General features: G+C 60.5%; 7 protein-coding genes and 1 riboswitch. All 7 genes read left to right on the top strand.

Translation table 11 applies throughout. The features are described from left to right. Positions 1 to 28: 28 nt before the first annotated feature. Positions 29 to 125, bottom strand: a riboswitch (TPP riboswitch). A 681-nt stretch (positions 126 to 806) separates the two neighbouring features. The 7 genes from ATY29_RS13525 (at position 807) to ATY29_RS13495 (ending at position 13,038) form a co-directional block, all read left to right on the top strand. Continuing rightward, the gene (locus ATY29_RS13525) at positions 807 to 1,424 is read left to right on the top strand and encodes an invasion associated locus B family protein (RefSeq protein ID WP_097536644.1); all 618 of its coding nucleotides are present in this window, start codon (positions 807 to 809) and stop codon (positions 1,422 to 1,424) included. A gap of 14 nt (positions 1,425 to 1,438) precedes the next feature. After that, on the top strand, positions 1,439 to 3,160 hold the full coding sequence (locus ATY29_RS13520; RefSeq protein WP_097536643.1) for a ShlB/FhaC/HecB family hemolysin secretion/activation protein: 1,722 nt from the start codon (positions 1,439 to 1,441) through the stop codon (positions 3,158 to 3,160). 52 nt (positions 3,161 to 3,212) lie between these two features. Next, a complete protein-coding gene (locus ATY29_RS13515) occupies positions 3,213 to 3,641 on the top strand; it encodes a hypothetical protein (protein ID WP_097536642.1) in 429 nt (142 codons plus the stop codon). Between the two features lie 40 nt (positions 3,642 to 3,681). After that, entirely contained in the window at positions 3,682 to 4,236 is a 555-nt protein-coding gene (locus tag ATY29_RS13510) for a hypothetical protein (protein ID WP_097536641.1), read from the top strand. A gap of 92 nt (positions 4,237 to 4,328) precedes the next feature. Then, entirely contained in the window at positions 4,329 to 12,407 is an 8,079-nt protein-coding gene (locus ATY29_RS13505; RefSeq protein WP_244597404.1) for a hemagglutinin repeat-containing protein, read from the top strand. After that, positions 12,404 to 12,763, top strand: coding sequence for an immunity protein CdiI family protein (locus ATY29_RS13500; RefSeq protein WP_097536640.1), 360 nt, complete (start codon positions 12,404 to 12,406; stop codon positions 12,761 to 12,763). The genes ATY29_RS13505 and ATY29_RS13500 overlap by 4 nt, the downstream gene beginning before the upstream one ends. Positions 12,764 to 12,771: 8 nt before the next feature. Beyond that, positions 12,772 to 13,038 carry a hypothetical protein gene (locus ATY29_RS13495; protein WP_097536639.1) on the top strand — a complete coding sequence of 89 codons (267 nt, stop codon included), beginning with the start codon at positions 12,772 to 12,774 and terminating at the stop codon, positions 13,036 to 13,038. Positions 13,039 to 13,100: the final 62 nt, after the last annotated feature.

Below are 13,100 nucleotides of genomic sequence, written 5' to 3'. Positions count from 1 at the left end.
GGGCACGGGGCAATTCGTGCGGGCAAAACCGCTACCCCGAGCGACTCCCTCCGCCGGCATTATCCGGTTCAGGTTCGAAGGGTGCTTCTCAGCCCGTCTTCCGACGAACGCCCCTGTCTCTCATCACGCCCTTTTTCGCAGAGAACGGGGCGGATGTCATCTCGAAAATGACAGTCCTGCGGCTGCGCCGCGCGTGAAACCGTTCCTTGCAGTTCGGCCTTTCACGAGGGAGGAAGGATCAGCATCGCCGATTCGCGGCTAACATGATTTTCCCGAATGTTATCGGCGGATTCCATTCCGAGCAACGCCGGCATTACCGTTTCGCCATTCGGTTGTGCTCTCTTTTTACGAAAGAACAACAATAGCAACCGGTGGTGCAATGAATTTCTAAAATACATCTCTGTATTTGCGCGCAGTATTGGAAATGATCCCAGCGCCTGGGAACGTCTCTTCTTCAAAATGAGTGCGGCTCATCTTCCGCAAAATCCTATGGATTTCCGATAGCGCGGAATTATTCATCCCGTCCGCCTATGCGCCTGATTTTCAATGATAACGAGCTGATGGCCAGCTTCGCGTAAGTTGCGTGTCGTCTCCTATGCCTCGCCACTCGGTTTCATTCTAATTTTGGAATCGGCGGGCGATGTCGTCGAGAGTGGGGTCTCGGCAGACTGGACGGAATCTCCCAGAACGCGAAGTAAATACCTAACGCAAACTTTACCGTGCTGACACGTTAAGGTTGACCGGGGTGCGGATTGTAGCGATATGACTGGCCACGTGAATAAAATCTTCCTGAAGTTGCATTTTAAATGAGATACTTTTCGAAAAGCGGCATGAAGCGGGGCCTCCGGATGATCGCCCCGGCTTTGATATCCATTGCATGTGCCAATCCGTCTTTTGCGCAGTCTGCCGTTTCAGCGGATCAAGAACAGGTGCAGGCGCCGGCCCAACCGGCGCCGACAATAAGATCACAGAAATTCGACGACTGGTATTATCGCTGCACCGGTGCTGAAGGCACCGAGGCGTGCGAGGTCGCACAGGTCGCGCAAGTCGCCAAAGACGGCAAGCCGGTCAATATCCTGACGCTGGCGATTTCAGCACCGCCGGCCGGCTCCCAGGGCAAGGCCGACAAGGGCAAGCCGCCGCTGGTGCTGACCGCTCTCTTGCCGCTCAACGTCTTCCTGCCCTCCGGTCTGTCGATCAAGGCGGACGGCAAGCCCGTCGCCAGGCTCGATTACCGCAACTGCAACCAGACCGGATGCTGGGCGCAGTTGGCGCTGGATGCCAAGACGGCCGCGGCGCTGAAAAAGGGCGCGAGTGCCGAAGGGCTGGTGCGGCTGATGAACGGCCAGGACGTCAATATCCGTTTCTCGCTGAAAGGGCTGAAACCGGCCCTCGACGAACTCCAGTCCATCGCCGCGAAGTAGCCGAATTTTCACCCATGACCACAGAAATTCGATGCTTTCTGGTTGCTGGCGCTGCCCTGGCAGTGGCGATCGTTCCAGCCTATGCACAAACGCCGGCCGATGATTTCAACCGCCGTCAGGACGAGCAGTCGCAGACGCAGCGGCTGGATGCGCTTCGCCGCGCCACCCCGGGCGGCGGCGCGGAGACGGAGCACGGCGCTGTGCCCGCCGGCGGCGGGAACGGCGCCTGTTTCGACATCACCCGGGTCGAGATCGATGGGACGCACCTTCTCTCGGCGCAGGAAATCGGCAAGGTGACGGCGCCCTACGGCAACCGCTGCATCGGTCTTGCCGAGATCAATGCGGTCCTCAGAGAGGTCACCCATCTCTATATCGATCACGGCTACGTCACCTCGCGGGCCTATGTGCCGCAGCAGGATATCCGCAAGACCAGGATCCTCCGCCTTCTCGTCGTCGAAGGCACGCTCTCCGACATCTATCTCAATGGCCAGAAAGTTGCCGGCAACGCTTCGCTGGCGACAGCCTTTCCAGGTCTGATCGGCCGGGTGGTCAATATCCGCGATATCGAGCAGGGGCTCGACCAGATGAACCGGCTGCAGTTCAACGATGCCAAGTCGGCCATGCTGCCCGGTCCGAAGGACGGAACCTCCATCCTCAACATCGAAAACCGTCAGGGGCGGCCCTGGCACGTTTCCTTCGGCAACAACAATATGGGGCAGGAAAGCACCGGCTTTTCCCGGAGTTCGGCATCGCTCGGCTTCGACGATCTGCTCGATATCAACGATCAGTGGAACTTCTCCTACGAGCATAGCGGCCCGGACTATCCGTGGAGCGACGACGGAAAAGGTTTTGGCAACAGCTATTCCGGCAGCGTCAGCGTGCCCTACGGTTACTCCACCGTTTCGCTGAACGGCTCCTGGTACCAGTATGAAAGTGCCGTCGAAGGAAACTTCAGCACGCTCGAAACCTCGGGCAATTCGGGGCAGGCGGGTCTCGGCATCGATCGCGTCGTCTTCCGCGACAAGGATTCGATCACCACCGTCCGCAGCGGCCTGACCTACAAACAGACCAACAATTTCCTGCTCGGCAATCTGATCGAGGTCGGCAGCCGCCGCTATACGGTCGGCGATATCGGCATTTCCCATTCCCGCCGCATGTTCGGCGGCATCTGGATGTTCGACGCCAGCTATGACAAGGGGCTCGGCCTGTTCGATGCGGTGGACCCGGGGGATCCCGGCGCCGGTAATGCCGATCCGCGATTTTCGAAATTCAACGCCACGATCAGTGTGACGCAGCCGTTCCAGGCCGGCGGCCGGCAGTTTGAACTGACCTCGCTCATCACAGGTCAATATTCGCCCGACAATCTCCTTGGCGCCGAACAGATCTCGCTCGGCGGTTACGGCAATGTCCGCGGCACCCGCGAAAGCGTGCTGTTCGGCAATAACGGCGCGTTCAGCCACAACGAGATCGTCTGGAGAACGGGGTCCAACCAAAATGGCGGCGCGGCTGCGAAGGCATTCGGTGAGCTGCGCCCCTATCTCGGCTTCGACTACGGCCATGTCTATGCGCAAAAACGCTTCGACATGACAGGCGGCGATCTCGCCAGCTGGACGGCCGGCATCAGGACCGTCGGCGGCAATATCAGCGCCGACCTCGGCTATTCCGACATTGTTGCAAGCAGCCTCGACGATGTCGACGGCGGGCTCTTTTATTTCAGCGCATCCGCTCATTGGTAACGAAAGCAGGACAATGACCACCCGCAGCATTTCGACAAACAAGCCCGCCTAAATCCTTCCAAGATCGACGGCGCTGATCCTTGCCTTTTCTCTGGCTCTTGCCGGCTGTGCCGGCCGAGAGGCACGTCCGGTCGCTTCGACCAACCCGTCCGACAGCGCCTTCGATTGCGCCGGCATCACCCGTGAATTCGAGGCCAACGAGCGGCAGATCTCGTCGACGGTGAAGGAGCGGACCGATGCGCAAGGCAAGAACATCGTCCTTGGGGCGACCGGTGTGCTGCTGTTCCTGCCGGCGCTGTTTTTCATGGACCCGAAATCGCCCGAGAAGGTCGAGATCGATGCATTGCGCAACAGGAACAATGTCCTGACCAGCATCGCCAAATCGAAGGGATGCCCGGCGCCGAAGTCGCAGCTGACCGAGCTCTACAAACATCTCGACAGCAAGCCGAAGCCTGCCTCCTCGTCGGGCAGCCGGAACTGAACCCTGCAGACCAATCGAACTAGAGAATCCTGGAGTTGTTATGCGTATCATGCGTTTTCTAACCCTTCTCCTGCTGGCGGCGACGTTGGCCTCCTGCGTCACCACGAGGATAGACCCCCGGCTGATCGCCGCCCTTCAGCGGACATCGGTGCGCGAGATTCGGATCGAGCTGGCCCCCGACGTCAAGACATTCGGTTTCGGCGACAAGCCGGACCAGCAGGTCCAGGAGGCGGTTCGCACACTTCAGGCCACGATGGCGAAGGAACTGATCGGCGTGCCTGGCGGCCCCACGCGCGGCAGGTTGGTCGTCACGCTGCACGTCTTCGATGTCACCACCAAACAGGCCCGGATTATCGGCGGCCATGACAGCATGATCGATGGGACCGTCCGGCTGGAGGACGCCAAGACAGGGCAATTGATCGCCGAAGCGCAAAATATCCATGGCGAAGACCTCTCCATGCGCGGGAGTGGCTACGGCGTGATCGTTGCTGTCGCCATCAATGCGGCAACGACCTCGGGGGCGCCCGACATCATGGCACAGCGCCTGTCCAAGTCCTTCACCCGGAATGTGAAGACCTGGCTCACCCAGAAGTAAGCACCGCGATGAGCCCGGCACCGCCGCAGTCAAGGCAGCGCCGGGCCATGATGTCGAGACAAAACCAGTTGTGCGTTTGGAAAGACAAAACGATGCGTGAGAAAACCGATCTTGGTTCGAATGCAGGAAGCCTTGCCTCCCGGCTCGGCACATTTGCCAATCGCTCGCTTGCGATCGTGCTCAGCGCGCTGCTGGTCTTTCAGCCGATGCTTGCCAACGCCCAGTCGGTTTCGGCAAGCACCACGGCGCCGGCGGCCAACCAGCCGGCCATCGGCACGGCGCCGAATGGCGTGCCGCTGATCGACATCGTCGCGCCGAACAGCCAGGGCCTGTCGCATAACAAATACGACAATTTCAACGTCAGCACGCCGGGGCTGATCCTCAGCAACTTCAAGGGCGAGATCGGCAACTCCAATCTCGGCGGCGTCACGCCCGGCAATGCCAATCTCAATACATCCGGGCCGGCATCGGTCATCCTCAACGAAGTCACCAGCGGCAACCGCTCGGCATTGAACGGCGCGATCGAGGTGTTCGGCGGGCGCGCCGATGTCGTCATCGCCAACCCGAACGGCATCACTTGCGACGGCTGCGGCTTCATCAACACGCCGCATGCGACGCTGACGACAGGCGTCCCCGATATCGGCGCGGACGGCGCGCTGAAAGGATTCACGGTCAACGGCGGCGATGTCACCATCGGACCGAATGGCGGCAACTTCGCCGCCGGCCCTGGCGCTGTGGATCTCTTCGATATCGTTTCGCGTTCAGTCACCGTCAACGGCCCGGTCTACGGCAAGGATCTTCGCGTCACGGCCGGCCGCAATCAGTTCGACTATGCCACCGGCAACGCCACGGCGCTTGCCGCCACATCAGGCACGCCGGAATATGCGATCGACGGTTCGGCGCTCGGCGCCATGCAGGCCGACCGCATCAAGATCGTCGTCACCGAAAAGGGCGCCGGCGTGCGCATGCGCGGCGACATGGCCGCCAATGCCGGCGAGCTGTTCCTGTCTGCCGACGGCAAGATCTCGCTCGGCAATGTCTCCGGCCAGCAGGGCGTTTCGATCTCCTCGAAGGCGAAGGTGACGGCTGCCAAGGTCACGTCGAAGGCAAAGGTCACCGTTCAGGCGGACCAGGGCATCACCCTCGATACGGTCGCCGCCGATGATGACATCCTGTTGTCCGGCAGCAGCGGCCTCTTGAGTGTCGCAGGCGAGGTGAACAGCGCCGCCAACGTCCAGATAACGTCGTCTGCCGGTATCGCCGCCGGCAGCGTCGTGGCGGGCAATGCGCTCATCCTGTCCGCCACCTTGGGCGGTATCCAGATTGCAGGTTCGGTGAAGAGCACAGGCTCTCTTTCCGTTACTGCGACTTCAGGCGCGATCGCCGCCGCCTCGCTTGTCAGCGGCAACAATCTCACGCTGTCGGCCGGCGCCGACGTTGCCATATCGGGTGATGTCCTGGCTGAGGGCAACGTCACGGCTTCAGGCCGTTCGATTGCAGCCGCCACGATCGCCTCCGGCGTCGATCTCACCGCCACCGCCCAATCCGCCAATGCCGCACTGGTGCTGCAGCCGGCGGGCGATATGAGCCTTACCGCCACGAATGGTTCGATCACCGTTTCCAATGCGCTGGTGAGCAGCGGGGATCTTTCGGCCGATGCCAGCCAGAATCTCGCCTATAGCAAGCTGCGGAGCCTCGGCGACGCCGATCTCTCCGCCTCCGGCCAGATCAGCTACGGCAATCCCACCAGCACTGCCGGCAACCTGACGCTCACCGCCACCAATATCGACCTCTCCAATGGCAGGGCGAGCAACCTCGCCGCCGGCGGTACGCTGACGCTCAATGCCGCCAGCGCCAACCTCGCCAACAGCAGCATCACTCTCGGCGGCCTCGCCCTCAATCTCTCCGGCACCGCCGATCTCAGCGGTGCCAGGATCAATGCCGTCACCAATGCCGGCGGTTCGGGCGACATCGCCATCAACGCCTCTAGCCTCTCCACCTCGGCCAGCACGGCGCTGCTCGCCGATCACGACCTGACGCTGACCCTGCCGTCGCTGACCAATGCCGGGCAATTGGCCGCCGGCCACGATCTCACCGTCAACATTTCCGGCGATCTGACCAACAACGCCACCGGCCTTGCCTATGCCCGCAATGATGCCCGTCTGTTCATCGGCGGGGTCCTTACGAACGACCAGGGCGCCATCATATCAGGCAAGGATCTTACGATTGCCGGGGTGACGGCGTTACAGAGAAATGCTGAAGTCACCAATGTTTCCGGTCTGATCCAGGCCGGAAACGACATGTCCATCCTGACCAGCAATCTGACCAACCAGCGGGCCGCCACTCCGCAATGGACGACCGGGACGCTGGTTTCCTCGGGCGTCGTCAGCGGCTTCACGCTCAACCCCGTCGCCGCCGGCCTGCCTTTCGGCTATCTCGAGACCGCGGATCAGAACATGTTCCAGCTCTATGCTGGCGTCGATCCGGGGTTGTGGCAGGATTATCAGCCGCTGCTCTGGTCGAAGGCGACGCTTGCCGACGGTACCACCTACCGCGCGTGGACCTGGATCTCGGCCGACGGGCCGGAGAAGGTCACGCCGATCATCGACTGGATCAGAGCCCGCGTACCGAGGGATGCGAACGGCAATCCCGTTGTCGATCCCAACGATCCGTCGCGCTATTTCATCGTCGACGAGGTGAATTTCAGCGGCTCTGACGAAAGCACCACCTATTCATGGGACTGGTCGTCAAACCTCAGCCAGTCGGTCTACGAAGACCGGTTGGTCGGCACGCTCAGCCCGGAAGCGACGATCCGGGCGAGCCGCAACCTCAACATCGACGCTACCAATCTCACCAATTCCTACAGCTCGATCGAGGCCGGTGGCAGCGCGACGCTGAAGGGCTCGACGCTTGATAATACCGGCGTCAGCCTGTTTCGCACGACGACGACGACCTGCCACGCCCAGGGCGCCTGCACGGCCTATAATGCCAACGGCACTGCCAATCCCTCGAAGAACATCGCCAACGGCTCGACGATCGTCAGCTCCGTCCAGGCGATCGGCGGCGTATCGGCCAATATCAAGGCCGGCGGCGCCCTCTCTGTCAATTACAGCAGCGTCAACAATACGTCGGCGGCCGGCTCGATGGCCGGCGGCGCCAGCGTGGCCGCCGCAAGCAATCCCGGCAATCCGCTCTCGGCGCTCTCCGGGCTGACGGCCGGCGGTGCACTGTTCAACGTCAATTCGGGGCTCGGCGGCGCTGCCCTAGCGCCCCCGATCGATCCGCAATCGGGTGGTGTCGGCGACCCGATCCCGGGACAGACCTTCCTGTTCGAATCGCGCGCCAAATTCCTCGATGTCGGCACCCTCTACGGCTCCAGCTATTTCATGAACCGCATTGGCTATCAGCCTGACACGACGGTTCCCTTCCTTGGCGACGCCTATTTCGAAAACCAGTTGATCGCAAAGCAGATCCAGCAGCTTGCCGGCCAGGGCCTGGGACCGGGCTCCTTCATCCCCGGCAGCGATGCCACCGAGCAGGTCAAGACGCTGCTGGATAATGGCATCAAATACGCCAGCGACAATCATCTGCAGCTCGGCCAGGCGCTCACCCCCGAAGCGGTCGCCGCGCTGACCAAGCCGGTCGTGCTCTATCAGAAGCAGGTGGTCAATGGCATCGAGGTGTGGGCGCCGGTCGTCTATCTTCCGAGCACGGCAACGGCGCAACTGACGGCCTCCGGCGCCCTGATGTCGGCCTCATCGGTCACCGTTGGGGGCGGCCAGATCAACAATTCCGGCGCCATGGTCGCCTCCAATGACCTTTCCGTGTCCGGCACCTCGATTTCGTCGAACGGCGGCAGCTTCAAGGCCGGCAAAGACGTGTCGCTGTCATCCTCCGGCGCGCTGACCCTGAGTGCGCAATCCATGGATCTCGGCGGCCAGGCGATGGTCAATCCTAATGCCGCGGTGACCGCCGGTGGCAATGCGAACCTTGCCGCCGCAGCCGACCTGACGCTAAAAGGTGCTGTCGTCAATGCCACAGACAACGCCTCGCTCACCGGCAAGAATGTAACTCTGGATGCCGTCAAGGTCGACAATGCAGGCCAACAGAACGCCACCGGCAGCCAGGTCGCCAGCGGCAAGGCCCTGACGATCAAGGCCACCGACAATGTCAACGTCATCGGCAGCTCCGCCAAGGCGGGCACGACGCTCGATGTGACCGCCGACAACGGCTCGGTGGCCGTGGTGTCGACCGATGTCGCCCGCAACAACCAGTCCGGCTACACCAGGACGCTTTCCACCGACCAGCAGCAATCGCAGCTTTCCGCCGGCACGAATGCGACCATCAAGGCAGGCGACGACGTCCTGCTCTCCGGCTCCTCCGTCAACGCCGGCGGAAATGTCGCGCTCAGCGCCGGCGACGATATCAACGTCACGGCCGCGCAGGAGCATTCCGCGTCCACCTTCGGCAAGAAGTCCGCCTCGTCGATCACCCATGTCGGCTCGGAGATATCGGCCGGCGGCGATCTCTCGGTGACCGCAGGCAACGGCAGCGGCGATCACGACCTCAATATCGTCGGCAGCAGACTTGACGCCGACGGCAAGGTGGCTCTCAAGGCCGACGGCAACGTGACGATCGCCGAAGCCACCGACACCGCGACCCTCGACACCAAGCTCAGCACCAAGGGCGGGTTCCTCGGCAAGAGCGAGAAGACGACCACCCATCTGGAAACGACGACAGCCGTCGGCTCCGCCATCACGGGCGGTGCCGGTGTCGACATTACCTCGGGCAAGGACACGGTTATCTCCGCCTCAAGGGTCGAAGCCGGTAGTGAGGCCGGCCCCGCCGACTTGAACATTACCGCCACGGGCGACCTCGTCATCGCATCCGGCAAGGACACCAGCGCCAAGGACGACAAGGGCTCGCGCAGCAGCTTCCTGTCCAAGGGCTCGTCCAGCTACAAGAGCTATGACGAGACGACCGTCGCCTCCGAACTCGGAGCATCCGGCAATATCAACCTGAATGCCGCCGGTGCAGCGGTGATCGCAGGCTCCAAGGCCGATGCGGACGGCTCAATTTCCATCGAGGGCGACAGCGTCTCTGTCATCGGTGCGGCCGAACAGCATGAGCTTGAGATCACGCGCAAGAAATCCGGTCTCTTCGTTGGCTCCGGCGACGGCTTCATATCTCTCTGGGGCAAGGAACAGAAGAGCGGCAAACAAGCCTCGGAACTCAACGTCGCGTCGGTGCTGTCAGCCGGAACGGATGTGACGCTCAAATCGCGCGAGACCGACGTCAACATCCTCGGTTCAAGCATTAGTGCCAAGCAGGACCTTGTCCTCGATGCCGCCCGTGACATCAACATTACACCGGGTGCGGAAACCGCTTCTGCTGAAGAGAAGGAAAAGCGCTCCGGCTTTGGCATCGCATTCAGTTCCGGCAATGGCGGCGCCTCAATTGGCATCGGCTATGGGAAGTCGGTCGATCAGACTGCACAATCTTCGGCGACCAATGCCGTCTCGACCCTCTCTGCCGGCCGTGATCTGACGATATCAGCCGGGCGAGACGCCAACCTCCAGGCCGCTCAAGTCTCGGCAGAACATGATGTTGCCATCTTGGCTGATCGGGATGTCAACCTGCTCTCGGCTCAGGACCAGACGAACTACGAGCACTTGCATGAGGAGTTCTTCGCCGGCATCACTCTCTCGGTTTCGTCGGGACTCGTTAGTGCAGCCGAGAGCGTGCAATCGGCGGCAAGAGGTCTCGGCGACAATGCTGGCCTTTACACTGCGGCGCCGGCCGCACTCGCGGCGATCAATGCCTATAAGACGCTCGACAGCATCTCGAAGGGTGACAGCAGTCTCGCTTCTATGTCGCTGACGGCAGGCTTTAATTATCAAAAGTACGAAAATGCCGCTTCCAGTTCTTCGCCCGTCGTCACGTCGGTGCGGGCCGGCGGGGCGGTAGCGATAGAGGCGACATCCGGCGACCTCACCAGCCATGGCGCGCAGATCGCGGCTGGCTACGATGCAAACGGCAATCCCACGGTGTCGGGCGATGCGAACACCGGCAATGTTCTGCTGTCGGCAGGCCACGACATCGTGTTGGAGAGTGCGCAGGCGACAAACGAGAGTTCGAGCAAAAGCACGTCGGCGGGCGCTAGCATTGGCGTCGGCGCGGAAATCGGCGGCCCCAACGGAGGCGGAATTGGTCTGACCGGCAGCGCCAGCGTGGGGATGGGCAAAGTCGGCGAAACCGGTGTTACGCAACTGAACAGCCACGTCATGGGCACCGGCGCCGTCGCCCTGAACTCGGGCAATGACACGACGCTCAAAGGTGCTGTCGTCGCAGGCAACACCGTCATTGCGAATGTGGGCGGCAACCTCAATATCGTCAGTCAGCAAGACACGTCCGCCTATAGGGAAACAACGGCCGGTGCATCGATCGGGCTGTCGCCCGCCGGCGCACTGTCCGGCGGCGCTAGCACGGGGAAAGTCAAGGGCGATTTCGCCAATGTCTCCGAGCAGAGCGGGATCATTGCGGGGGATGGCGGTTACCATGTGGCTGCTGGCGGCACTGTCGACCTCAAAGGCGGCGTCATCGCCTCGACCGCCGATCCTCAGAACAACGAGTTGAGCGCCAAGGCGCTGACCTATTCCAACATCGAGAACGTGTCGAGCGCCTCCACTTCGGGGTATGGGATCGTCCTCAGCCCAAGCGGTATCCCGCTGCCTGTGGTCGATACGCCCGCGAGGCAGGAGGATCATGGCAAGGCGCTTGCAACCCTGTCGCCAGGCAAGCTGACGCTCAGCGACCAAAAGCAGGATCTCGCCAGCCTCAACACGGATCTCTCCAAAGCGAACACGCAGGCCGATTTTTATGACATCGAAACGCTCAAGCGCCGCCAGGCAAGTGCCGCAGCCGTTTCGCAACTTCTGAACATGGCGATCGGCGAGATCTCCCAGAAGCTGGGCTTTGCCGACGGAAGTCCCGAGAAGATTGCCTTGCATGCGGCGGCCGGCGCTCTCACTGCGGTGGTCTCCGGTGGAAGTATAGGCCTCGGCGCCTTCGCCGGCGGCACCCAAGAGCTGCTTGGCGCAGTCATCGGCAAGGCGCTGATGGACAATCCGAACCTGACGCAGGAGGAGCGCAATGCGCTCGGCCAATGGGCGGCGGTTCTCGTCGGCGCCGCAGTTGGCGGAAACCAAGGGGCCTCCACTGCGCTCGACGCCGAGACTTTCAACCGACAGCTTCACATTGAGGAGGCCAGGCTCATTGGTGCTAACGCCGCCCGCTATGCGGTCCAGCAAGGATATTGCACCAGTGTTGATACTTGCTCCGGCGCCTCGATCAACATTGCGATCGGCGAACTGACGAACCAGGCGCTCAAGCAGGTGGACATCTCGGCAGCAAACTTGCCGCAGAACGATGCAGCATCTGCCTTTCTCGACAGCATCGCGCCGAAAGGTTCCATTCCCGGACTCTGCGCTGGCTGTAATCAGACCTATTTCCATGCAAGTGGTGATGTCTATCGCGATACGTCGATCAACTCTGAGACCTTTTCTCAAATCGTTGGGTTCTACGTTCTCGCATCTGCTGTGTACAACAGCGAGCATGGTACCCAGATCAGCATCGTTGACAGCCTCATACGGCAGACAGAGCTTATCAGTGGCATACGCAACGCAAATGCCAACGTCGATCAGGCGATGCTGCCGTGGGAGATATTCAATGGCGTTTTCGCCGGAATAGGCGGTCCATTCGCCGTTAAGCAGAGAGTGGCCGAACGCGAGGCACTCGCCACTGAGAGCGCCGGTACAACCAGGACCCGGCTTATTGACGAATTAATTGGAAAGGGTGCCAAGGTTGCCCCACAAAGTGTAATTGAGATACAAAGGGTAAATGGTAAGACGATTTGGCTCGAAACCGGCAGTTCAACTGCGGGTCTTCGTCATATCGTCGGCGAGCATGGTGCCGAATTTGCTCAGCGTGGCTTTTCCGAACTCGAAATTCCAACCATCCTATTTGCGGCTCTTCAACAAAACAATGTCGTCGGCTATCAAGGGCGAGGAGCAGGGCGTCCGATCTATGAATTTGATTACCGTGGTCAGATTTACCGGCTGGCGATCACGGTTGGAAACAACGGGTTCATTGTCGGAGCGAATTTCAAATGACAACCAGTGAAGCTACTACTCTACTCCATAAGAGTCTGAAATTGATGGCCGAAGTCCAATGTTGGGCAATCTGGGACGTGGATACGCTCGATAATATTGATCCCTCTACGCTGCCAATTTCACAGACGCTTGCGGAGGCTGTAAATCAATGGTCGGATTGGTTTGATTCAATTTACAAACTTGATCAGCCAAATTTTCAAATCGACATTTCCTTTTCCTCAAAGGAAGAAGAGGATCAGTTCTATGATGAAGGCTGGCGCTTATTGAGTCGACTAAAAAACGAGATGCCGTCCGTGGAATGGTGGTACAGGGATCGTCGGCTCGACGCCATCCGCCAAGACCGCCCAAGCGGCTAGCATTTAAAATGAGCAATACCCTTCAGTTGCTACTGCAATCAGTCAATCTCGCGGGATATGGAGCATCAGCTCGCTTCCTCGGTTTTTTTGAAAAGGACGCCCAATATAAGCCGGGCGTGGAAGAATCTGCCGTCGGCTTCTTCATTCGACATTTCAGAAACGATCTGGAACACTTTTTGATTGCATCCTCGGTGCACGCAAACTCTGACGAAGTTGGGCATTTCGGCGATGCTGCGGATGACCAGAGAGACGGCAATTTAATAAGGGGCTGTTGATTTCCACTGAGAGCTGACCCGGCGTTTCCACCGAGAATTGACCCGCCTTTTAGGTATCGTTC

The organism is Rhizobium hidalgonense (assembly GCF_002914525.1).
GTDB classification, from domain to species: Bacteria; Pseudomonadota; Alphaproteobacteria; order Rhizobiales; family Rhizobiaceae; genus Rhizobium; species Rhizobium hidalgonense.
Note: the sequence above shows the minus strand (reverse complement) of the source record. Positions and strands in the feature narration are given on the sequence as shown.